Source organism: Vibrio sp. Makdt, from assembly GCF_027587015.1.
Taxonomy (GTDB): Bacteria; Pseudomonadota; Gammaproteobacteria; order Enterobacterales; family Vibrionaceae; genus Vibrio; species Vibrio chagasii_B.
This window is the reverse complement of the sequence record NZ_JAPPTH010000010.1, coordinates 1-22,655: the sequence shown is the minus strand read 5'-3', so window position 1 is coordinate 22,655 and position 22,655 is coordinate 1. Positions and strand designations below refer to the sequence as shown.

At 43.2% G+C, this 22,655-nt stretch carries 20 protein-coding genes; 10 read left to right on the top strand and 10 right to left on the bottom strand.

Going from position 1 to position 22,655, the window contains the following annotated elements:
• The first annotated feature begins 133 nt into the window (after window positions 1-133).
• On the top strand, window positions 134-1,666 hold the full coding sequence (locus OH460_RS13720) for a DUF3612 domain-containing protein (RefSeq protein WP_137407052.1): 1,533 nt from the start codon (window positions 134-136) through the stop codon (window positions 1,664-1,666).
• 629 nt (window positions 1,667-2,295) lie between these two features.
• Here the strand turns inward: OH460_RS13720 and OH460_RS13715 are convergent.
• Complete coding sequence (locus OH460_RS13715; RefSeq protein WP_269997879.1) at window positions 2,296-3,915, bottom strand: DEAD/DEAH box helicase; 1,620 nt, start codon at window positions 3,913-3,915, stop codon at window positions 2,296-2,298.
• 162 nt (window positions 3,916-4,077) lie between these two features.
• Window positions 4,078-5,433, bottom strand: coding sequence for a diguanylate cyclase (locus OH460_RS13710; protein WP_086774385.1), 1,356 nt, complete (start codon window positions 5,431-5,433; stop codon window positions 4,078-4,080).
• A 283-nt stretch (window positions 5,434-5,716) separates the two neighbouring features.
• On the opposite strand from OH460_RS13710, the gene OH460_RS13705 reads away from it, so the two are divergent.
• The gene (locus OH460_RS13705) at window positions 5,717-6,865 is read left to right on the top strand and encodes a DUF3541 domain-containing protein (RefSeq protein ID WP_269997875.1); all 1,149 of its coding nucleotides are present in this window, start codon (window positions 5,717-5,719) and stop codon (window positions 6,863-6,865) included.
• Window positions 6,866-6,991: 126 nt separating this feature from the next.
• Here the strand turns inward: OH460_RS13705 and OH460_RS13700 are convergent, their stop codons facing one another.
• The 4 genes from OH460_RS13700 to OH460_RS13685 form a co-directional block, all read right to left on the bottom strand.
• Window positions 6,992-7,603: a class I SAM-dependent methyltransferase gene (locus tag OH460_RS13700; RefSeq protein WP_269998171.1), complete on the bottom strand. Its 612-nt coding sequence runs from the start codon at window positions 7,601-7,603 to the stop codon at window positions 6,992-6,994.
• Window positions 7,604-7,634: 31 nt separating this feature from the next.
• Entirely contained in the window at window positions 7,635-7,904 is a 270-nt protein-coding gene (locus tag OH460_RS13695; RefSeq protein WP_269997873.1) for a hypothetical protein, read from the bottom strand.
• Window positions 7,905-8,200: 296 nt separating this feature from the next.
• Window positions 8,201-9,409, bottom strand: coding sequence for a NupC/NupG family nucleoside CNT transporter (locus OH460_RS13690; RefSeq protein WP_146492737.1), 1,209 nt, complete (start codon window positions 9,407-9,409; stop codon window positions 8,201-8,203).
• 445 nt (window positions 9,410-9,854) lie between these two features.
• The gene (locus OH460_RS13685; RefSeq protein WP_269997868.1) at window positions 9,855-10,475 is read right to left on the bottom strand and encodes a hypothetical protein; all 621 of its coding nucleotides are present in this window, start codon (window positions 10,473-10,475) and stop codon (window positions 9,855-9,857) included.
• Window positions 10,476-10,897: 422 nt separating this feature from the next.
• On the opposite strand from OH460_RS13685, the gene OH460_RS13680 reads away from it, so the two are divergent.
• The 4 genes from OH460_RS13680 to OH460_RS13665 all read left to right on the top strand — a co-directional run bounded on the left by OH460_RS13680 (window position 10,898) and on the right by OH460_RS13665 (window position 13,642).
• A complete protein-coding gene (locus OH460_RS13680) occupies window positions 10,898-11,374 on the top strand; it encodes a hypothetical protein (RefSeq protein WP_008217326.1) in 477 nt (158 codons plus the stop codon).
• A 285-nt stretch (window positions 11,375-11,659) separates the two neighbouring features.
• Window positions 11,660-11,929: a PTS sugar transporter subunit IIB gene (locus OH460_RS13675; protein WP_004740070.1), complete on the top strand. Its 270-nt coding sequence runs from the start codon at window positions 11,660-11,662 to the stop codon at window positions 11,927-11,929.
• A 10-nt stretch (window positions 11,930-11,939) separates the two neighbouring features.
• A complete protein-coding gene (locus tag OH460_RS13670; protein ID WP_004740069.1) occupies window positions 11,940-13,196 on the top strand; it encodes a PTS ascorbate transporter subunit IIC in 1,257 nt (418 codons plus the stop codon).
• Entirely contained in the window at window positions 13,193-13,642 is a 450-nt protein-coding gene (locus OH460_RS13665; protein ID WP_269997864.1) for a PTS sugar transporter subunit IIA, read from the top strand. The genes OH460_RS13670 and OH460_RS13665 overlap by 4 nt, the downstream gene beginning before the upstream one ends.
• A gap of 125 nt (window positions 13,643-13,767) precedes the next feature.
• Here OH460_RS13665 and OH460_RS13660 read toward each other — a convergent pair whose 3' ends face one another.
• Together OH460_RS13660 and OH460_RS13655 are read right to left on the bottom strand one after the other, a co-directional pair.
• Window positions 13,768-14,070 (bottom strand): hypothetical protein, encoded by a 303-nt coding sequence (locus OH460_RS13660; RefSeq protein WP_269997862.1) that lies wholly within the window; start codon window positions 14,068-14,070, stop codon window positions 13,768-13,770.
• A 113-nt stretch (window positions 14,071-14,183) separates the two neighbouring features.
• Window positions 14,184-15,458 carry an HD-GYP domain-containing protein gene (locus OH460_RS13655; protein WP_269997860.1) on the bottom strand — a complete coding sequence of 425 codons (1,275 nt, stop codon included), beginning with the start codon at window positions 15,456-15,458 and terminating at the stop codon, window positions 14,184-14,186.
• Between the two features lie 223 nt (window positions 15,459-15,681).
• Between OH460_RS13655 and OH460_RS13650 the strand changes: the two genes are divergently transcribed.
• Complete coding sequence (locus OH460_RS13650) at window positions 15,682-16,218, top strand: GNAT family N-acetyltransferase (protein ID WP_269997859.1); 537 nt, start codon at window positions 15,682-15,684, stop codon at window positions 16,216-16,218.
• Between the two features lie 111 nt (window positions 16,219-16,329).
• On the opposite strand, the gene OH460_RS13645 is transcribed toward OH460_RS13650, so the two are convergent.
• The gene (locus OH460_RS13645) at window positions 16,330-17,679 is read right to left on the bottom strand and encodes a sensor histidine kinase (protein WP_269997856.1); all 1,350 of its coding nucleotides are present in this window, start codon (window positions 17,677-17,679) and stop codon (window positions 16,330-16,332) included.
• Complete coding sequence (locus OH460_RS13640) at window positions 17,672-18,361, bottom strand: response regulator transcription factor (protein ID WP_269997855.1); 690 nt, start codon at window positions 18,359-18,361, stop codon at window positions 17,672-17,674. Before OH460_RS13640 ends, OH460_RS13645 begins: the two co-directional genes overlap by 8 nt.
• Before the next feature lie 525 nt (window positions 18,362-18,886).
• Between OH460_RS13640 and OH460_RS13635 the strand changes: the two genes are divergently transcribed.
• The 3 genes from OH460_RS13635 to OH460_RS13625 all read left to right on the top strand — a co-directional run bounded on the left by OH460_RS13635 (window position 18,887) and on the right by OH460_RS13625 (window position 22,316).
• Window positions 18,887-19,444, top strand: a complete 558-nt coding sequence (locus OH460_RS13635; protein WP_269997853.1) for a hypothetical protein — start codon at window positions 18,887-18,889, stop codon at window positions 19,442-19,444.
• 114 nt (window positions 19,445-19,558) lie between these two features.
• Window positions 19,559-21,502 (top strand): putative bifunctional diguanylate cyclase/phosphodiesterase, encoded by a 1,944-nt coding sequence (locus OH460_RS13630; RefSeq protein ID WP_269998169.1) that lies wholly within the window; start codon window positions 19,559-19,561, stop codon window positions 21,500-21,502.
• A gap of 283 nt (window positions 21,503-21,785) precedes the next feature.
• On the top strand, window positions 21,786-22,316 hold the full coding sequence (locus tag OH460_RS13625; protein WP_269997851.1) for an autotransporter domain-containing protein: 531 nt from the start codon (window positions 21,786-21,788) through the stop codon (window positions 22,314-22,316).
• Window positions 22,317-22,655 lie beyond the last annotated feature (339 nt).

The window sequence follows — 22,655 nt, the reverse complement described above, 5'->3', positions numbered from 1 at the left end:
GATTTTTAACGCAAAAATGTGTCCTAGAGCAATTATTCCAAACGAACGTTTAATTTATTTATCGTTTTGTGAATTGCTTAGTTTGTAGATTAGCGCTTTTTTACATACAATTTCACAACAAAAATTTTACAATGTGAATTTTACAAATATGGCCTTGTCAAAAAGTTTAGTTCGTCAGTCACATTTCCTAGGTACGAAGATACGTAACCTTAGGAAGCGTAACCATTTAACGATGGAAGATCTGTCTGCGCGTTGTATTAGAATCAACCCAGAGTATGCACCTTCCGTTTCTTACCTCTCTATGATTGAACGTGGAAAGCGAGTCCCAAGCATCGATATGCTTGAAGTGATTGCTCAGGTCTTCCAAAAGAGCCCAACATGGTTTCTTGACGATGAATCAGAACAGCAGGCCATTGCTCCCGACAAAGGTAATCGAGGCGGGATTAGCGGTATGGCTCTTGAGCCTAGCTTCCTTTTCTCTAACGACATCCTGCAAATTGCGATACCAGAGATGTTGTCGCAAACGGGTATCTCTGGGCGTCAGTTCGCACACCTATTGATTAGGGCCCACCAAGAAAGCCACCAGAACCACTTCCCTGACCTTGAGCGGGCTGCTGAAGAGGTAGGCCTAAAACGACTCAACCTCAGCATAGAAGACCTGATAGACATCGCTAGAAGCCTCGGAATCAACATTCGCTGGGTGACACGTACACCGCAAGACGTAGTAGATGAACTCGGTATCAACGCCAAACAGTTGGTAACGTCCTTCTTTGAACCGCCTGGTACCATCTTCTTAAATGAAATTCTTAAAGAGTATCCAACGCGTTTGAAATACGACTTGTCGGTTTACATCGGCCATTGCATTTTGCATAGCAAAGAAGGGCTAAAGAGTGTGTTATCGGTGGGAAATAACAACACATGGGACGACAACCAAGTATCAGGGTCTTCTCAACTCAACTCTCAAGATATTTTGCAAGCGTGGCGAGATTTTGAATCCAGCTTCTTTGCTGGTGCTCTGCTGTGCCCGAAGGTTCCTTTCAGACAATTGCTTGACCGTACCGGTTATGAAATCGATGTCCACCAAAGAGCAGGGGTTTCCCCCTCTGTTGCGATGCGACGAATGACGGTAGTATCCCCCTACCCTCACTGGCACTACTTTGATGCTTATGGACCGGGGAAACTCAAGGCGGTATACCGCGGGAACGGGATTCCACTGCCTTGGGGGAATATGAGAACGGTGGCCGACCCATGTCAGCATTGGGCTGTGTTCCGTCGATTATCAGAGCCTCGTGCGGGTAGCTCAGCTCAAATCTCCATTTTAAACGTGGGGGACGAGCCAAGAATCTACTGTTGCGAATCCATCAACATGACGGATCCGGCGGGTAACAATCGCGTATTGTGTGCAGGCATAGACCTCAACCCTGCGATTGATGCCCAAGGCGGTAATTCAAGAGAAATAGCAGAGCAGCTAAAAGCTTCGTGCGTTGACAATGGCGGCTCTGTAGCGATTCCACGTAACATCAAGAAAGATCTCACGACCATAGCCAAGATTTTAAATATAAATTGGATTGAACGTGGGATAGAAACAGAGGCGAGGCTTATCTGCTCAAGAGGCGGAGAGTGCCCACGCCAACCAAGCTGTTATTCAAAGTGCGGTGAGAGTTAATAGCGAAATCGGTGGAGCATGGGCCTGAACACTCATGCTCTGCTTGTTTTGCTTAACGAAGCTGATTTTACGTAGTTAATTGAAGAATTCAGTTGATTAGGTTTATTCAGTTTCGAGAACGAGTAAAACCAATACAGAACCCCAAATTCAGGCAAAAAAAAACCAATCACAACGTGTGATTGGTCATATATTTTGTGTGAACAATAAAGGTTCACTAACAACGTCAGTTGGCTAGGTGACCCTCGGCTTAAGAAGGGTCACCGTTACTAATGCAGCATGCGTGCCAACTTTAAAAACCCCTATTTACTACGCATCTGGACACGTATTAGCCGTAAATTCTTGTTTGTTTTGCAAACTGGAATTGCAAATTGCAAATATCAACAAAAACGCTAGTGATTATGTTGTTATTAAAAACTTATTAAAGACAGATTAACCTTGAGTTAAATTACTCTTTTTCAATAGATTCAATAAGTTTAACATCCCTTTCGGCCTACCACTTTTCAATTCCACACGCATAAAAAAACGCGAACATTGATCATCAATATTCGCGTTTATCTCAGTGCTGTTGCAGAGCGATTTAGGCTTTCAAGAAAGCAACACTCTGCTTATGGCGCTAGCAGCAGAAATTCTTACTTCTGAGGCGCAGGCTTCGAACGAGATCGAGACGGTTTGTTCGCCGAAGGTCTGTTTCCTGAAGGCTTATTCGATGACTTACCTGGGCCGTAGCTGCCACCGTATCCAGATTTCTTAGCCTTACCCGTGCCGCCCACTTTACCCTGACTGTTTTGTGAACCAGGATTACTTTGTGAACCAGAGTGATTCGATGCTGGTTTTTTACCTGTATTACCGCGCTTGAAGTTGCTGCCATTGTTTCTTACTGACTTCTCTTCCCCCATAGCGGCTGGGTTGTTTTCAGCAGGCTTTCTACCCTGTGTCGGTTTGCGTTTTGGTGCAGACCCTGTGCCTGGTACATGGCGCTTGTTCTTACCTGCAGGCTTGTGACCGCGAGCGTTATCGCCCGAACGTTGACCATCCGAGTGTTCACGTGGCTGTTTTGCTTTCTTCGGTTTCTTAGGCTTGATTGGACGTGAATCCAAGCGAGACTCAGGTAACTTGTTTACTGGAGAGAAACCTTCCAGTTCACGACGCTCTAGCACTTGTTGAATAAGGCGTTCAATACCGAACAGCTCACCCACTTCATCCGCACAAACCAATGAAATCGCTTTACCTACTTCACCAGCACGGCCAGTACGACCGATACGGTGTACATAGTCTTCTGATACATGAGGAAGATCGAAGTTAACTACTTGAGGCAGTTGTGGGATATCGATACCACGAGCAGCGATATCAGTTGCGACTAACACTCGTACCTTACCCGTTTTGAAGTTCTCTAGCGCTTTAGTACGAGCGCCCTGGCTCTTGTTACCATGAATAGGTGCAGCAGTAATGCCTTGTTCATCTAGGAAGCGAGCCAGCTTATTTGCACCGTGCTTAGTTTTGCTAAATACCAACACCTGACGCCAATCATTGTCTTTGATCAGCTTCGCAAGCATTGGGCTCTTTTTCTTCTTATCTACTGGGTAGATACTCTGTTCAACCGTTTTCGCCGTCGAGTTTGCAGGGCTTACTGAGATTTCAACCGGGTTATTAACCAAGCCTTTCGCTAGGCTACGGATGTCATCAGAGAAGGTTGCAGAGAACAGTAGGTTCTGACGTTTCTTAGGTAAGAAAGCCAAGATCTTGCGAATATCTCGGATGAAACCCATGTCTAGCATACGGTCCGCTTCGTCTAACACTAGGATCTCTAGTTGATCGAAGCGCACTGCATTTTGGTTGTATAGGTCAAGTAGACGACCCGGTGTTGCCACCAGCACATCACTGCCTTTACGTAGTTTTTGCATCTGAGGGTTAATTTTTACGCCACCGAATACAACACTCGAAGTCAAAGGTAAATTGATACCGTACTTAACAACACTGCCATTCACCTGAGCAGCAAGTTCACGAGTCGGTGTTAATACCAATGCGCGCACTTGGTTCTGACGAACACGAGGGCCTTTTGATAGTAATTCAAGAATAGGTAGCGTGAAGCCAGCAGTTTTACCTGTCCCTGTTTGAGCAGCGGCCATAACATCTTTGCCCGTCAGGACAGCTGGCACGGCTTTCTCTTGGATTGGTGATGGCTTATCGTAACCTTGTGCTTCAATAGCTTTAAGGATTGGTTCAGAAAGGCCAAGGGAGGTAAAACTCATAGATTATTTTCTCAGTTGAATAACATTTAGTATGAGCAACACGTTAAAAGTGCGTTGCTTCAGCTTTTGCTCATCAAATACATTGATACGGAGCAAAGCGCGGTATTCTGAGGCTTTTCCCCACATTCAGCAACTAAATTCTAATCGCAGCTCAAATTCAACCTAGATAACTTGTCGCTTCTGTTCGTACATTTTTTCATCAGCGGCTTTTAAGAGCGCATCGACATCATTGTAGTTGTTATTTTGAATAACCCAACCCACACTGATTCTGAGATAAATAGAGTGCGCCTCGTACACAACTGGTGCCGAGCATATCGCCTTTCGTAGTTTAGTCACGATCGACGATACGTGTTGATCATCGATGATGCGTGGCAATAAGACCAAGAACTCATCACCGCCTATCCTTGCGACGATATCTGAAACACGCAGTTCACTTCTTATGCGGTTAGCACACTCGATCAATACCTGATCGCCTGCCGCGTGACCATAAGTGTCGTTGATTGCTTTAAACCCATCGAGGTCGATATTTACAACGGCAAAGGTTCTCGCTCTCTGTTTTTGAGTGGTTTTGAAGGCCTGTTTGAGGCTATACATGAAGTATCGACGATTCGGTAACATCGTTAGCTCATCATGCATAGAGCGGCTATCTGCAATGCGGTACAGGCGATAAATAGTAAAGAAGGCAAACGCCAGCACTAATATAATGGAGTATCCCACCAGCCTTACCGCTTGGATGCGATACCAAGGCTCATCCATCAATACATGTTCGTTACCGGAGAGAGCAAGGTACCAACCACCGTATGGAAAACTCACCTGTTCAGTGGCGAAAGCATTATCGAACACATCCTGAGTACCATAAAAGACAGCGCCATCTTTCCCTGAACTGTTTGCGCCACGAATAGCGAGTTCATATTTATTCTCGATCTTACCGATTCCAACATCTTCAAACAGCTCATCTAAACCGATAACAGCGCTGGAGACACCCCAGTAATCTTGATTGAAAGGTGGGTCTCGGAAGATCGGAGTGCGCGTAATGAGGGCTTGCCCACCTTGAAACAGCTCAAAAGGACCAGCAATAAAGGTGTTGCCAAGATTACGGGCTATCTCAACAGACTCCCATTGATTTGGGTGATCACGATAATTAATACCGAGAATCTGCTCATTGCCTTCCAGCGGGTAAACAAAGTTTAGAATGTCGTCTTTGGCGAGTCCGATAAGTCGAATATGGAAGCCATCTTGAATGATATTCTCAGCAATCTTATCCCAATTTTTCACCTCACCATCGGGGTTGATGGTCACTAAGGTCGAGAAATTATTGAGGATATACATATCTGACACGATCGCGGCTTCAATCCGAGAACGAATAATGGATAGTTGCTTTTTTGCCTCTGAATACGATTCGTTTTTAAGAAAAGTTAATTGCTTGGCATGAAAGAACTCAATTGCGCTTACTATCGCAAGGAAAAAAAGAAAAGCTACTACTCTGGCAGACCACTGCTTGCTAGAACCACTTGGCATTTACGAACCTCTAACACTATTGTTCTATATACTGCCTTATAACGGCTCATTTCTGGCTTATTGCTCCAGTATGCCGCTAAGTCATTAAAAATCCATACTAACGTCGACTATCTATCAAATATTGAGTGATCCATCACTTCAAAATTCTTTACTAAACGAATGGTTTAATCAAAAAGGGTTAGTGAACCTTATAAAGCTTACATTGTATTGACTCAATGCTTACATTAAACGATTCATCAATGTTATTTTACTTAGACTAATAATCAGCTTGGTACCTCACGACATGAAGTTAAAAACTATCACACTGTGTACATTGCTATCAGCCTCGGTTGCCGTTGCCGTTCACGCACAAGAAAACGTTCAAGCGCCAACCGCAGCGAGCGTTCAATCCCAAGCAGATTCGCTCAACTCTCAAGAACAATCTTTCAAGCAATCTGCAGACCTAATTCGCACCACCTACGAAAGCCAGCTTTACACTCTGCCTGCATTCAAAGAAGGTCACTACGGGCTGCGTATGTATCGCCAAACATTAGACGATAAGTATTCAGCGGCGGTTTGGAGTGACATGGCACGAGTGGCAAGCAAGCTCAGCACCCTGTCGAATGACGTTCAAACCATGGAACAAATCGTACTCTACTCAGAGAAGCGAGTTGCATCTTATATTGGTGATAACGATGAGCGCAGTGTTCGACGCTACAACATCACCAAGCACATGCCTGAATACCTTTACCTTGGTGTTGACCTTCTAGGCTCTATGGCGCGTGCTAACGAATACGGTTTAGAACACAAGAACGATGCCAAGCTGCGCGAAATCATTCGTCGCTATGACTTCTCACGATACGTGACCAATGAAGACATGGTGAAAGCGTGGGCCGCTCAATTAGCGAATCAGGTTTACTGGTTGCGCCAACTGGGTGAACAAGATGTCGTTGATGAGTTTGTCGAAACCTTCAAAAAAGCATACCCAAACGATAAAGACAGAAAGCTTTCAAGCCAGCAATACGGCAATAAGATCTATGGTATGACGCATGTGATCTTTGGTGATTCAGAATATTACCAACATCAAGTAAGAGAAAAAGATCATCAATGGATCTACGATTACTTCAGAGAAAACATCGATACGATTTTGCTTCGTGCAAAAGAAGATGTGGTTGCGGAGGTTGGATTAACCTTCTTATTGGCAGGTTTAGAAGATGACCCAGTTGTAGAGAAAACTCGACTCGCGATTCAAGCTTCAATCGATGAGAAACAAGGCATGATCCCTTCAATTACCGGCGATTTTGACCTTGAGTACGGTGAACACCGCAACGTGCTAGCAATCATGCTACTCGATTGGCAGCAAGTGAATGAAGCGCCGACTTATGAGGGAAACCCTAAGGTGTTTACTAACATCCCTTACGGACTCATTAAAAACCAACCACTGAAGAACTAGCAGTGATACCTAGCCGAGGTTGATCTAAGAACCCAAAAAGCCGCATGCCTTTCGAGGCCTGCGGCTTTTTTAATTCTTTCCACACCATCACTTCGCTCTGGCTTAGGTTTGAGTTTGAGTTTGAGTTTAGGGGCAGACTTTATTCATCACTATCGTAAAATCCCCTTCTGCGTAACCTTCTATTAAAGAAACATCCTCACAAAGCGTCTTACAAAAGCGATACACGCCCTGAGGGTGATAACTCATCAAGGTATTACGTGAAGGATACTGGCTTGAGTTGAGAAGATTAAAAATCACCGTCTGATTCGCCAATTCATACATGCGAGTAATCATGTTTGTCAGATAATCAGAATCACGAGAGACATAGTTCAGTGAACCACTCGCGATGACAATGTCGTGCGCCTCAAGGTTCATTTTGCTCATATCACCCGACAAAAACCGACAACGATCTTCTGTGTAGTTTTGTTTCGCCTTCTTTAGAAAGCCTGCGTGTTGGTCAACGCCAGTGTAAGAGCGAATACGGTAGATACTGTCGAGCAACTCAAACAGCTCGCCATAGCCGCAACCTAAATCTAAAACACTCTTCTTTTCGAAGTCCGCCGCACGAGCGATCACTTCAAAGCGACACAACTGGCTCTCTTCGTTGGTCCAACCTAGAGACTTTGCCCTATCCCCTTTCCAACGATGGGTTTGCTTTCGGTGATACCAATACACCTTAAAACGATCACGCCAATCCATTACACGCAACTCAACCACATAGTCAGACTTGCTAGGCTTCAGAGTCGTTAGTAAATAAGCCACCGATCTTATAACCGATCGCATAGCAAACCACGGCGACCGTGACAAATACCAATGCCGAGAAGAAATACGCTACAGACGCTGCGACACCTGCCCCCCACACGACACTGAACACCAAACCGAGATAAGCTTCTTTTGGCCACTGAGAGATAGGAAACTGTTCACCACCAGCAATAAGATAAACCAACGCAAATAAGCCAATGAAGGTGGTAATAAGACCGATGAGGACGCGCATGTTCATGGGAAGACCTTTGATTAATTGGACTTGGTTGCTTTTGTTCTGGTGAAAACCGATTGTTCTTAATCGAAGCCGAACGTTATTAATCGCAACCTAATGATATTCAAGTATATCGGATAAAACAGGCTTGCTCTATTACTCTTCCGAGTGAGCCTGAAACGCAATAGAAGCGGTGAGAGAAGTGGTAACTCCGAATTCACTTAACGGGCAGACACAAAAAAGCGGACACCCTTCTTACGTAAACTCCGTAAGTAAGGTGCCCGCTTTTAGTGAATTTTGCTGTTTTTGCTAAACCTAGCTTAAAGCAGGATGAAGATACCCGCTAAGCATGCACTCATTAGGTTTGCTAGCGTACCAGCAGCTACAGCCTTCAAACCTAAGTTTGCCACTTCAGCACGGCGCTCTGGTGCCATAACACCGATTGAACCTAACTGAATCGCGATAGAACCAATGTTAGCAAAGCCACATAGAGCAAAAGTCACGATTACTTGGCTGTGTTCAGATAGTAGAGCTTTGTTCTCAACGAAGTCGATGAAAGCAACAAACTCGTTCATAACGATCTTCTGACCGATGTAAGAACCCGCCATCAATACTTCGTCACTTGGGATACCGATCAGCCATGCAAGAGGCGAGAACAGGTAACCGAAGATAGCTTGCAGCGTAATACCCGCAAAACCGAACGTCTCACCTAGGCTTTCTAGGCCTGTGTTGACCATCGCAATCACACTCACGAATGCAATTAACATAGTACCGACAGCCACTGCGACTTTCATACCGTTCATCGCGCCGCTTGCCAATGCATCAATCACGTTGCTTTGGTCTGCTTTATCTAGTTCGATATGGTCGTAGTCACTTGGTGTGCTGCGCTCAGGAACAATGATCTTCGCCATTAATAGGCTGCCCGGTGCTGCCATGAAACTTGCGGCGATAAGGTATTTAAGTTCAACACCTAAACCAGCATAACCACCAAGCACACTACCTGCTACCGACGCCATACCACCTGCCATTACAGCAAACAGTTCAGAACGAGTCATAGACTTTAAAAAAGGACGAATAAGAAGAGGAGACTCACCCTGAGAAAGGAAGATATTACCAGTCGCAACCAGAGATTCAGCTTTACTTGTGCCAAGCAGTTTCTGCACCGCTCCACCTAAGATTTGAATCACTTTCTGCATGATGCCTAAGTAGTAAAGCGCAGAGATCAAAGCACTGAAGAAGATAATGATTGGAAGTACGCGAACCGCGAAAATGAAGCCTTCAGTAGCAAGGTCGCCGAAAAGGAAAGCAATACCAGCGTCTGCAAAACCAAGCAGGCTAGAAACGCCATTACTTAGGCTTGTTAACGCCAACTGTCCCCATGGGAAATACAATACTAGGGCAGCAAAGCCAATCTGAAGTAAAAGAGCACGAGAGACCGTTTTCCAGTTGATCGAAGAACGACTTTCAGATAGCAGGTACGCGCAAGCAATCAGTGCAATAACACCGACAAAACCAAATAGAATATTCATAATGTGTCCTAGTAATCCTTATAGAGTGAACATGAGCCAAGCGAATGACATCAAAGGAACAGGACAAAGAACCGCAAGCAAAACGCTACGCGATGAAGGGGCTAACAAAGTTAGCGACTGTAACAACGAGTTGTTCATGTAAAAAATCACCTTATACAAGCAGTGGAACGTAGCTGGTCCGGTCCGTGGGGTCATTCACATATCCATGTGACGGCTTGTATTGGCTAAGCACCGGCTTAAAACCGGAAGAGAAGTATAAACAGTTGATTGAGACTTTCATCACATTTTTTAACGCAAACGATCGCGCGGTCAAAAAACACACAAAGTCGAACTATTTACCGTGATAATTCACTTTATCAGCAATAAATAAGAGAAATAAAAACACCATTAAAACAAAAAGCCACATGAAGTGGCTTTTTCAAAATATGTTAGAAAGTAGGAATGACTAGTTTAGTAGTGCACTTTTCACTTCAGGATCTCGAAATATCTCTTCAAAGCGCTGTTTGTAGATCAGTTGCATCTCATTGATGATTGCACCGCCATCAGGCACATCATTCTCCCCTTGGAAGTTTTTGCTGAGTAGCTTCTTACCAGCTTCATCATAAATAATCACATTAACGTTGTACCAAGAATTGTCCGTGAACGCGTGAAAGTCATACTTCCATTCATTCAAGACGAACATCATTGATTTGTTGTCGAACGCTTTCATCTGCTCGGCAACCTTAGTGATATCCTCTTCCGGTGTCGTCTCAACAGACTCAACGGCAACTTGCTGTTTTTTTAAGCCTGCTACTAATCTATCCGTTAAAAACTGAGACATTGGCTGCTGTGTCGCCGTGTTGTAGGTATAAGGAATACCTAATGAGCTGCGAATAATACCTTCGAACTTTGGCTCTTTATCGTGATCGAGAACGTATGGTCGCTTGTCGATCACAGCTATAGTCAGCGCTTTTTCTTGCGGAACTTCATTGAGTTGAGGTGCACTTTGCTCTGCGGTTAATACTGCCGCACAACCGGAAAGCCCTAGAGATACTGCAGCAAGCAGCAAACTGACGAGTTTTTTCATTAGATTTACCTATCTTATTGTTTTGAATAGGCTGTTCTAACAAACATTGCCTCGCTCCGTAAATATTCATCAAATCAATAATTTATATAATCTTTATTTCTATAAATTAGCTCACACATCAGGTTGAATTTGTTGAGTCGTCAATCAATAAAACGCTAAGTAACAAGCCCTTGTAAATGAGAGTTATGAAATGAACGAAATATGTTCAACCCATGTAGATCACCAAGTAAGCTCTTGGTTAATTCTGTGTGATTATTAGCAGTTTTCTGTGCTCTACCTCATTTACCGCGACTTCAAGATTCATCTTAAGTTTAGATACGTATATACTTTGTAGATATCTCACCAAATAATATCTATAAAATACGAATAGAGCTGATCAGATATAACAGCCTTGAGACTAAGAGAGGAAACACGTGAAGAAAATGGAAGCTCCGCACGATATGAACATTGGAGCTAAATTCAAAACAAATAGACACGGCTATGTGACAGTAGTTGAATATTATAATACTCATACTGTTATCGTCGCGTTTGAAAACACCGGAAATATTCGAGCTATCAGTGCGGCTAAATTACGTACAGGCCAACTAACTGATCGTTCGGTTGCTCCTGAGTCAATTATGATTGGCGAACAGGTTGAATCGGTTAAACACGGAATATTAACCATTACTCAAGTTGAGTCTGAAAATATTGTTGTGTTAACAAATGCTGACAATGAAGAAATTAGAATGCTATTGCCAGCAGTACAAAAAATGAAAGACAAAGTTGAAGATATTGATGAAGATAAACTTGAAGCATCAAAACCAACTTCTCTAAGCCAGTTAACTAAAAGAAGTAAAAAGACTAAAGACGTTAATAGCATGCTTAAGAAAATGCTTACCGATTACGGAAGATACGATTAATTCAACATTTAATCTTAGCTAAACCTTTCAAGATTCAAATTCTAATATCCAAATAAAGATCCTCCTCCCTATCTAAATAAAAGACGTTGCATATTCAAGTGAGAACTTAATTTGATCAAGATCCCACTCTGAATTTCTCGCGCAACTTAACGAGATCTGCGTCACAATCTCATTTTGACTTTGTGACGCAAGTCTTATTGAAATCTCAATATTTCCATTAATATGCTCCCACACAATAAGAGAACGAAGTTTCTCAAACCTTAAAATCCAATCGAGACAAATATTATGAAAAAGATTCTTGTAGTTTGCGGTAACGGCCTTGGTACTTCTCTAATGATGGAAATGGCAGTGAAAGATGTGGCTAAGAAAATTGGTTTTGAAGCTGAAGTTGATCACGAAGATCTATCTTCTGCAGCATCAAGCACTGCGGATATCTGGGTTGCTGCAACTGACGTTGCGAATCAACTAAAAGAAGCTGGTAAAGAAAACATCATCAGTCTACAAAATATTTTTGACAAAGCATCAATCGAAGAACAACTAAAAACTTTCATGTAAGGTCAAAATTATGCAAAACTTTTTCGAGTTTATGCTTGGCTTATTAAAAGAGCCAGCAATCATGGTGGGTTTAATTGCTTTCATTGGCTTAGTTGCACAGAAAGCAGATATTTCTACCATTCTTAAAGGCACAATTAAAACCGTAATGGGTTTCCTAATTTTAGGTTTTGGTGCTGGTGCTCTAGTTGGCGCACTAAATAATTTCTCAGTAGTATTTACTGAAGCATTCGGCGTAAGTGGTGTTATTCCAAATAACGAAGCAATTGTGGCATTAGCACAAGAAGCATTCGGTTATGAAATGGCTCTAATTATGTTCTTCGCATTCGTTGTGAATATTTTATTGGCTCGTTTAACACCTCTAAAATATATTTTCTTAACGGGTCACCACACAATGTTCATGTCTATGCTGGTTGCAGTTATCCTGTCTACAGCGAACATTCAGGGCACGGCTCTAGTCGCAATTGGTTCGATCATTGTGGGTTCACTGATGGTTATCATGCCTGCACTTGCTCAGAAATACACAGAGAAAGTAATGGGTACCGATCAACTAGCGATGGGTCACTTCTCAACATTCTCATACCTAGTGTCTGGTTTCATTGGCAGCAAGTTCGGTGATACCTCAAAAACAACTGAAGACATTAATGTACCTAAGAGCCTAATGTTCCTACGTGACACGCCTGTCGCAGTAGCAACAACCATGGCAATCTTCTTCATGTTTGCTTCGATTGTGGCTGGCGGTGAGTTCGTAGAAACCGTTTCGAATGGTCAAAACTGGGTAGTGTTCACATTCATGCAGTCTCTTGTTTTTGCCGGCGGTGTTTACATCGTACTGCAAGGTGTGAAGATGTTAATTGCTGAAATCGTTCCTGCATTTAAAGGTATCTCTGACAAGCTAGTACCAGGCGCAAAACCTGCTCTAGACTGCCCAATGGTATTCCCTGTAGCGCCAAACGCGGTACTAATCGGTTTCCTTTGTTCTTTCGCTGCTGGCCTACTAGCAATGGCAGTACAAGGCGCACTTGGCTGGACAATCATTGTAGCGGGCGTTGTTCCTCACTTCTTCGTGGGTGGTGCAGCGGGCGTTTATGGTAACGCAACTGGCGGCCTACGTGGTGCGATTCTAGGTTCATTCACTCAAGGCCTATGTATCTCTTTCTTGCCTATGCTACTGCTTCCTGTTCTTGGCGGACTTGGCCTTGAAGCAACAACATTTGCTGACTTCGACTTCGGTGTGGTTGGTCTGATTCTAGGGTGGATTGTTTCATGAGTTTATTCGATTTAGTCGGTAACCAAGGCGTTATCATCAACTCTGAAGAAAACCTAACGGTTGATGCTGCGATTGATGTGGCATGTTCAACACTACTAGCGAGCAACAAGATTGAAGCAAGCTACGTTGAAGCCATCAAACAAAAGCACAAGGACATTGGCGCGTACTATGTTCTAGCTCCAAAGATTGCAATGCCTCATGCTCGTCCTGAAGACGGCGTAAACGAAGCATCACTGCAGGTGACTGTATTCAAAAAAGGTGTTGATTTAGAGTCGGAAGATAACGGTGACGTTTACCTTTCCATCACTCTGGCGGCAATGGATTCAGATAGCCATATCCATACCATCATGGCGCTATCTGAGCTGTTCCAAAATGATGATGACATTGATGCCATTATCGCTGCAGAAACAGAGCAAGAGATCATCGAGATCTTAAAGCGATACTAACCTCGCTATATTGCTCCTGAGCGAATAAGCCCCCAAATAAAAAGCGATAGCCTCGGCTATCGCTTTTCTGTCTCTGTTTAGTCAATGCCCGTTGTTCATCATACTCGATTTATTATTCTTGCCGTTTACTGAACGCTTGGTTTGATTATCTTAAAATCATAAAGACCGTCGTTGGCGGCTCTTTCTTTGAACAACAACTCCCCGTTATAAAACGTAAAAGCGAGAAGATCGCGCTCATATTCATAAATATAAGCCACAGAACCATCGTTATTGATAATGCGGTCGGGCTGCCCTAGTTTCTTCGTCACATCTTCAATATTCGCTTGTCGATCGACAAGTTGTTCTAAAACCGCTTCATCGTAGCCACCTTCATCCATACAACCTAATAAAGCGGCAACCAAAGCTAGCACTATGATTTTCGTTCTCAACAGCTTATTCCTTTAATGGTTTTTACAACCATATCAGTAACCTTGCTACATCATTGTAAGTTGTTGTAAGCGCGCAAATAAAAAGAGAGAGGATTAGAGCTTCTCTAAGATGATCACGTTTCGTAAACCGGGTAAGCCCACTTATCGGTTGATAGCTCAAAGCAATACTGAGCGTGCTTCTTCAAACACTCAAACACTTCGCGGTCGAGCTTATGATTCTCAACGTGCTCAGTCAAAATCGCCATCGTCTCTTCCAGTGTCATTCCCTTTCGATACGGGCGAGATTGGCTCAATGCTTGGAACACGTCTACAACGGCTACAATTCGACTGGGCTGATCCAGTTCTTCTGCTGTTTTACCCATTGGATAACCAGAACCATCTAGCCTTTCATGATGATTCGACGCCCACTCACAAATCTGAGGTGAACTAAACAGCTCCTGAAGTGCGAACCGTGTATCTGTCGCATGACGCTTAATGCAGCAATACTCTTCATCTGTGAGAAAACCCGGTTTATGAAGAATATCACCAGGTGTTTGTAACTTGCCGATATCGTGTACTAAACCAGCTAAATAGAGCTTACGCTGCGTTGTATATGAGTAACCCAATTGCTTGGCGAGATACTCTGAAAGCTGCCCTACCTTCAACGAGTGCTTAAAGGTAAACGAGCTCTTGGTATCCACCACATTGGCAATAAACTCTGCAAAAGCGACCGTTTCATCCAACGACATCTGTTGAGAAAAGAATGGCACGGGCTCAAAATTATCCCTCATGTTTTCAATGTAAGGGATCTCCATCGAGAACCAGAAATCGTCCAAGTCGACAAGCTCACTCATATGTTGCACAAGGTTAGTTTCGAACATCTCGTCCGCTTGCTCAGTCAAACGTTCGATAATGCTCGCTTTTCCATCTGGGGTGAGGTTGCCATAACGATCGGAAGAGGTGATGCCATAGAGATAGTCAACCCTATCGGCAAGCATGACAATCGCGGCCAGTTCTTTCTCTAATTCACTAATAGGTAACGCTTTAAGCTCCACCCAAGGAGTATGATGATAAAGCACTGGTTTAGAGAATATGGAAAGTACGGGACACTCTTTTAATATTTGATAGCCTTTCTGACAGTGGTGGTGGGTGGAATCAGGGACAAAACCTGAGACCAAACTGAGCTGTTCATCAACTTGGGATACACCACAATCGTGAATAAGCCCTAACGAGAACGCAAGCTGTGCTTGTTCCTCTTCCCAGCCCACACTCAGGGCACAGCGGTAAGCGATATAACCGACTCGTTGCCCATGATTTTTGCTTTCAAAACCTACGTTATCAAGCGCCTTAGCTATACCAAATAGAGCCTTTCTAAGGTCTACGGTTACGTCTTGGCAATGTTGATTCATTACTTAAGCCTAGAATTTTTATTGTTCTTATATATTTAGGCTGCCAATACTAATGCATAGTTAATGTTTATATACACAACTAATGTAAGGTTTAATGAGTTTCGTGATAGATCTAACGTATCACGGAAAAATCGTGCTACAAATGGTTGCATATTAAAAAACATGCGACATCATGTTTTGCCGACTAAAATCCACTCAACTGAAAAGTCAAAAAAGGAAATGCATGTTTAAAACAGTTATCGATGACGAGTTGTCTATTGCTTTGGTCGAAGAGCGTTTCGCCTCTCACTATGCGGAAATCTCACAAAGTCAAAATGAGTATTTAAGTCAGTGGCTTGCATGGCCGCCACATTGTAAAACCGAACAAGATTTTAGGCTCTTCGTGCAGCGCTCACTACACGATTACGCAGAAGGTAAAAGTATGACCTGTGCCATCGTGTACCAAGACAACATCGTTGGTAACTGTAGTTTCAATACCATTGATCATGATATGCAGAAGGTAACGATAGGTTATTGGCTGTCTGAGCCATACCAAGGAAGGGGAATTGTGACGCGCGTGGTCCAGAAGCTGATTGATATTGCTTTCAATGAGTTAGATATGGAAAAGGTCGAAATATCTGCCGCCATCGAGAACCAAAGCAGCCGCAAAGTTTGTGAGCGCTTACAATTTAATTTAGAAGGCATCATTACTCGCAGCGAGAACTTAAACGGTCGTATCGTTGACCACGCAATCTATGGTCTTCATCGTTCAAAACAGTAGCCGTTTCCGGATAAGTGTTAAAAAGCCACGGTGTAAACTATTGGGAATCAGTTCAAACCGTGGCTTTTGTTGTTCCTAAGCGAGCTTAGATTCAATGAAGAGAAATATCGGTTAAGCCGCCTTAGCGATTACAATCGTAAACTTAGCCCCACCATGACTGCTACCATCGATCTTAATACTCCAACCTAATTTCTTAGCCGCAGAGTTTGCAATGGCAAGCCCCAATCCAAAACCGCCGGTTGAAGCGCTTCTGCTCGAATCTAAGCGGGAAAATGGAACAAAGACTTCATCACGACGCTCCTCAGGAATACCGGGCCCATTGTCCTCAACGACCACTAACCAGCTTTCAGAGTTTTCATCCAAAGTCAGCCAAACGTGGTCTTTAGTGTAATTGCCAGCATTCTTAAGGATATTGTCAAACACCAAGCGAGCCATTGAGCAATCACACTTTATCGTACTGTCTTGATTCACCTTTGATTCAAAAGTCACGTTGTCCAACTCAGAATAGCGAATCCGGTCTAAACAGTATTCAAGTAAACTCGCTCGTACTTTCACCAACTCGAAGAAGGAATTATCCATAACATTCAACTTCGAGAGCATAATGATCTCTGATGTGAGCTCGTTTATATCGTCCACATAGGTATCGATATCATCGAAAAGTGCTTGATGCTGCTCAGGTGAGCCTCGTCTCAGTATATCAGTCGCTAACTGTATCCGGCTCAACGGAGTTCTAACTTCATGGGGAATTGCTTGAGCAAATATATGGCTCTCTTTCACCTTGCTTTCTATCTCTTCAGCCATGCAATTAAAACTGCTAGCCAACTCCGACAAAGGGTGAATATATTCCGTCTCAGAGCGCGTACTCAGTTTTCCTTTACCAAACTGTTTTTGCTTCTCCACCAGCAGCTCTATTCTTTCTTGAAAACGTCTCACAGGTAAGTAAACACTTGCTCCTATTGCCAAGATCACAGCCAGCAAAAGCCCTATTAAGAAGTGCCTTTCTGAATCTTCATACCATTCGATATCAGGAGAAAAAAAATCCCCTACCTCACTGAATACAAAGCTAAATTTAGAATTGGGTAGTTGGAATACCGCCGAATACAAATTGTTTTCGCTGAGATAAATGGGTACACCATTTAAGGTGCTATAAAGTTCACATCGTTGGCAAGGTGCCTCCCCTGACCAATTCTCTAACAGGCGTAAATTGAAAATATAAAACTGTTGGTAGCCTGTTCTATCGAGTTCTTTATAGAGCGAATCTGCTTGGTTGTGTTGACGAGTGTATTGCTCAACAAAATAAAGGCCGTCATTAAGAAAAGTCTCGATCTCCGTTCTTCGCATATGCCCTTCACCGAGGTTCACAAACAGAAAGATCGTTGCTGACATCCCAGTCACGATACCTAAATAGAGGCGAGCAAACATCGAAACAGAACGAAGCTTTGCGGTGATGAACTTACGCAACCAGCATGTACCCCTTATTACGTACCGTACGTATCAACTGCTTGTCTTTTGCGTGAATACGCAGCTTGCGGCGTAAGCCTGAAACACGCATATCAATCGAGCGGTCGTTGAACGCATAATCAATACCTCTAAACAGCTGGCAGCATTGGTCTCGGGTCACAACCTGAGAGAGGTTATTGACGAGAAGATTTAGGATTTCAAACTCAGCGGATGTGAGTTTTAGGTTTTGTCCATATAAGGTTGCACTTTGAGCCGCACTATTAATCACAATATTGCTCTGCTTTTCAGCAGCATTCACTGATGTTGTCGCCATTGGTGTTGCACGGCGCAATAAGGCTTCGATTCGAGCCAGTAATGCATGCCCTCGTATTGGCTTAGCCACATAATCATCGGCACCAAACTTAAATAAGCTTACTTCACTCATTTCATCGGCAGAGGCTGTCAGCACTAAGATCATTCCATTATAAAACTCACGAGCCTCTCGGCAGATTTGTGCGCCACTCATACCTGGTAGCATAAGGTCTAACAGCACTAAATCAGGTTCAACACGTCGGATAGCTTCAAGTGCCAAGTTTCCCTCATGAACGACGCTCACCTCGTACCCTTCCGCTTCTAAGTAGAGTGTGGTTAAACGAGCGATCTCTTGATCATCTTCGACAATGAGTACTTTGGTTTTTGACATTCCTATCACCAGTATTTATTAAAAGCGGGGGCAGTATATATACTGGTCATATATCATCAATATTGTTATTAGAGTCGAATTTTTACCGTACGCAAATCATAGTAATCATCTTTGTACATCAGTGTTTACAAAAAATCGTCGAAAAGCCTCAATGTGTAAGGGCTGTTCAATTAACAGCAACTTAGACTGGGCAATATAACCACATTAAATGGCTTACATTTGCTTTACTTTCTTACTTACACTTACATTAAAAACATTTACAAAAGACAAACAATAAAACGCGCCTTGAACAGAACCCACACTAGGTTTTAAAACCAATAAAAAACCAATTCTCAGACCAAAAATCTAAGTTAGTCATTCATTGATGAAATGAAATCGATTACTTAGAGTTTCACTCAGAACTTTCCGTCTTACACTATGGTTCGCCGACTATTAAGACATCACCCTATCAAGTACCATTCACCGGAACAATAACCACACTCAATATTAGGGTTAATTCATTTACTCATAGGGCTCATGTCAAAAATGAACAAATCACTTTCACTATTGTTGGCTATGACGGCTTGCGTTTCCTCTCCCTTGCTTGCGAAGAGCGATACATTGGAGATGACAAATAAGATTAAAGAACAGGTAAATTCTTGGATAGACATTCAAGTCACACCACAAAGTAGCATTATTCAGAAGATGGTTTTTAACTGCGAATTCTACAGTGCTACACCATCAATAAAATCACCAGACGGCAGCGAGAGTAGCAGTGGTTCATACCTCTTTTACTCGCACAACGGTGTTTTGGGCACGGTGACAGAACCTTACACCACCCAACCTTTGCCTGAGTTAACCATGTGTCTTAAAGATAACTTCGCGATCACGAATCAAGATGAAGCTCAACTATTGTTCGAAGCCATTGAAACGGTTTATCCCAATTACTCAATGTTCGACGAAAATTTCCCTAAAGAAATCATAAAAAAACCAAACGGTTGGCACTTCATTGATGGCGAAATATTTGATGACAAAAAGGGCTATATCATCGAAACAACGCCGGAAGGTAAAGTGATGAAAATCATCCGATCGCTGAATCTATAAGCGACCAATTCTCACACACTTTGGTGAGAGTTAGATTAACTTTGGCGAACCACTGGGTGAAGCGGTGTGCTCACGTGGTGGTACCCGTTCAACTATCAGTATGCAGAGTTCCGTATGATGACCAGTTATCAACCTTTCGAGTACCTCAAATGTCCGATATGGATATATGACATTGATAACAAGCGAATCACTTGGGCAAACCGCAGCGCCCTTCCGCTATGGGAGGCTGAGTCCTTATTCGAACTCACTTCGCGCGATTTTAGTATTGAGATGTCAAAGGCAATTGAGGCTACACTCGAAGAGTATCAAAGGCAATTTGTACGCAGTGAAAGCATCAAAACATGGTGGAATTTCACGCCCAAATACATAGCCAAACGAGCATTATGTCAGTTTTCGGGAATCCCTTTACCTGATGGTCGAACCGGCATGTTAGTACAAGTCGTCGCAGAAGAAGGTAGCTTAAAGCATGATCTCGCTTGTTCTGACGGTGCGAACCTCTCCCTGCTTTTTGACCGTTCAGGAAACCTTGTCAGTGCGAACTCTGCTTTTAGCCAAGCCTATGGGTCACCATTTACCACGCTTTCCGAGTTTGTTTCTAGTCAAGAAACGGCAGATCAATGGTTGTTTGCGGCTCACAAAGGTCGAGAGATCCTCGAAGAGGTCAGCTGCCATATTGGCAATAAAACCCACCACTTTGATGTGCAGGGAAAGTGGCTATTTGATAAGAGTCAGCTTCTGTTAAACCTAACTTGCACCACCAAACAGAAAGAGAAACTCATCAAGGCCAGGTACCACGCAGAGCACGACTGTTTAACCGAACTGTACAACCGCCGTGGAATCACCAACCTTCTAGAAACCAGTATTGCCTATCGTTCTCCCTTTGAATTGATGTTCGTTGACCTTGATGGTTTTAAGTTGGTGAATGACACTTACGGGCACAGTGTTGGTGATCAACTGCTCAAACAAGTGGGCGAGCGTCTCAAACAGCTTATAAATGAAACCTGCATGATCGGCCGATTTGGTGGTGATGAGTTCATCGTGATTGCCCACACTTGCCGAAATCAAAACATCCCCCTGCTTTGCACGCGAATTATTGATGCCCTAAATCAGAGTTTCCATATCTCTGGTATTGGATCCCTATCGGTAGGTTGCAGCATCGGTACCGCACACTTTCCCGATAACGCTATGGACCAAGAGTCCTTACTGAAACAAGCCGGAATGGCGATGCACACCGCCAAGGACAATGGGCGAAACCGTTTTCAAACCTTTACTCCCAGCTTGGCACAAGCACTCCACCGAAAAGTGGAGATTCGTCACCGCTTAACCCGAGCTTTAGAAAGCGAAGCTCTCGCACTCCATTACCAGCCGATCATGGATACCAATGGCGATAAAGTGAAAGGCTTCGAGGCACTGCTTAGGTGGTCTGATAAAGACTTAGGCATGATTGAGCCCGATGAGTTTATTGCCTTGGCAGAAGAAACTGGGCAGATAGTGCCACTAGGGAAATGGGTACTCAACTCCGCCCTTAAACAGCTAGCGCTATGGCATCGAGAGTTTGATAGCCAACTCATGATGAGCATTAATATCTCCGGTAGTCAGATGCATGCAACTTTTGCAGAGCAGCTATCTGCGATGCTCAATTTCTACCACATCCAGCCGAAAAATATCGCTCTAGAAATCACCGAATCCTCAATGCTCTTCAAACACGGCGAAGTGAGACAAGCTCTAACCGATATTTCCAAACTAGGCGTTGAACTCCACCTTGATGATTTTGGTACTGGTTACTCCTCTCTTTCGATGTTGCACGACCTACCAATCAGCACCGTTAAGCTCGATAAAAGCTTCGTCCATGGCTCGCACAAAGGCAGCAAAGCGATCGTGCAAGCAACCCGTGCTATCTGCGATAAATTGGGCCTAAAAGTAGTAGCGGAAGGTGTTGAAACAGAAACACAAAAGGACTTCTTGATCGACTCTGGATACCATTACCTTCAGGGGTTCTTGTTTAGTAAGCCTATCCCTTCAAATGAAGTCGAAAGCCAGTTCTTATTTCTTCGATAAGTTGGTGCTATTCACTTGAAATAGCGAGTAAACAATAGTGGTGAGTATAGGCTCAAGCATCGTGTATTTGGCCTAACAACCGGCTTGAACATGTCGATTTTTTAACACTCGACAACAGTATGTTTCTAACTCATAAAATCTAGCCTTCATCTCAATATTTCAGTTATCTACCCGCTCTTTATGTCAATTCTTGTTCAGCTCAAATGTGACCTTTTGGCGACTCATATTTGAGCTTCGATATTTTGTAGACTGATTTCGTCCATACAAAATGAGAAAGAGAATCATGAAAAAGAACCACTTAGTCTTACCAGCCGTCGCTGTCGTTACAGCTTGCTTACCATTGTCTGCACTCGCAAGTGACCGCGACAACTCTATTGAGGCCGGTGTGACATTTATTGGGAATCAAGAGCTAGCAACCTTTGGCTATAGTAAAGCCCTATCGAATAATATTGTTGTCGGTGGTGGCTTCTCATTAGGCACGGAAGCGGTAGATTTGGACGAGCCAAACTCACAAGATGCATGGGGCTTATATTCCAACATTGGCTACCGATTTGAAATTGCCGAGTTTGATATCATCCCTAAGGTTGGTATCAACTACTTAAATGCCGATGTGGAATCGGGAAACGCTTCTTTCAACGACATCAATATCGATAATGTTTATGGTTCAGTAGGCGCCACAGTGAACTGGCGTATGATAGGTCTTACGGTGGATTACGGAAAGATCAATGATTCAGCAATAGTACCCGACGGTTCAGGTAGCACCAAACCATTCGAAGAAGATGTCGTACGTGTTACAGCAAGCTTCAACTTCTAACCTTTAGCTTTCCACTTATGTAAAAAGAAAAGCTGTCAAAAAATGGCTTAAAAGAAAGCCTAACAAGGAAGTCCGCAAAAGAAAGTCGACAAAAGCTCCTATTAGCCTGCCTAATTAGGGGCTTTCTGTTTGTAAAGCAATCAATAAGAGTGAAATTTGATTTAAACCGTTAATATAACAAGGTTTAATTTGAGTGCTAGATATTATATGAGCCTGACTCATATCGATTCAAAATATGTCCTAACAAAATAGAGTGTAAACACTAACCAAAATCAGAACAATCATGGAATCAATATCACAATTTACACTTACATCTAGACCTAAAATTAGCCACTTTCC

Excerpts from the sequence above, each read along its gene's own strand:
- OH460_RS13715 (WP_269997879.1), bottom strand. The coding sequence starts at position 3,915 with ATGAGTTTTACCTCCCTTGGCCTTTCTGAACCAATCCTTAAAGCTATT.
- OH460_RS13710 (WP_086774385.1), bottom strand. The coding sequence starts at position 5,433 with ATGCCAAGTGGTTCTAGCAAGCAGTGGTCTGCCAGAGTAGTAGCTTTT.
- OH460_RS13705 (WP_269997875.1), top strand. The coding sequence starts at position 5,717 with ATGAAGTTAAAAACTATCACACTGTGTACATTGCTATCAGCCTCGGTT.
- OH460_RS13700 (WP_269998171.1), bottom strand. The coding sequence starts at position 7,603 with ATGGATTGGCGTGATCGTTTTAAGGTGTATTGGTATCACCGAAAGCAA.
- OH460_RS13695 (WP_269997873.1), bottom strand. The coding sequence starts at position 7,904 with ATGAACATGCGCGTCCTCATCGGTCTTATTACCACCTTCATTGGCTTA.
- OH460_RS13690 (WP_146492737.1), bottom strand. The coding sequence starts at position 9,409 with ATGAATATTCTATTTGGTTTTGTCGGTGTTATTGCACTGATTGCTTGC.
- OH460_RS13685 (WP_269997868.1), bottom strand. The coding sequence starts at position 10,475 with ATGAAAAAACTCGTCAGTTTGCTGCTTGCTGCAGTATCTCTAGGGCTT.
- OH460_RS13680 (WP_008217326.1), top strand. The coding sequence starts at position 10,898 with ATGGAAGCTCCGCACGATATGAACATTGGAGCTAAATTCAAAACAAAT.
- OH460_RS13675 (WP_004740070.1), top strand. The coding sequence starts at position 11,660 with ATGAAAAAGATTCTTGTAGTTTGCGGTAACGGCCTTGGTACTTCTCTA.
- OH460_RS13670 (WP_004740069.1), top strand. The coding sequence starts at position 11,940 with ATGCAAAACTTTTTCGAGTTTATGCTTGGCTTATTAAAAGAGCCAGCA.
- OH460_RS13665 (WP_269997864.1), top strand. The coding sequence starts at position 13,193 with ATGAGTTTATTCGATTTAGTCGGTAACCAAGGCGTTATCATCAACTCT.
- OH460_RS13655 (WP_269997860.1), bottom strand. The coding sequence starts at position 15,458 with ATGAATCAACATTGCCAAGACGTAACCGTAGACCTTAGAAAGGCTCTA.
- OH460_RS13650 (WP_269997859.1), top strand. The coding sequence starts at position 15,682 with ATGTTTAAAACAGTTATCGATGACGAGTTGTCTATTGCTTTGGTCGAA.
- OH460_RS13640 (WP_269997855.1), bottom strand. The coding sequence starts at position 18,361 with ATGTCAAAAACCAAAGTACTCATTGTCGAAGATGATCAAGAGATCGCT.
- OH460_RS13635 (WP_269997853.1), top strand. The coding sequence starts at position 18,887 with ATGAACAAATCACTTTCACTATTGTTGGCTATGACGGCTTGCGTTTCC.
- OH460_RS13630 (WP_269998169.1), top strand. The coding sequence starts at position 19,559 with ATGATGACCAGTTATCAACCTTTCGAGTACCTCAAATGTCCGATATGG.
- OH460_RS13625 (WP_269997851.1), top strand. The coding sequence starts at position 21,786 with ATGAAAAAGAACCACTTAGTCTTACCAGCCGTCGCTGTCGTTACAGCT.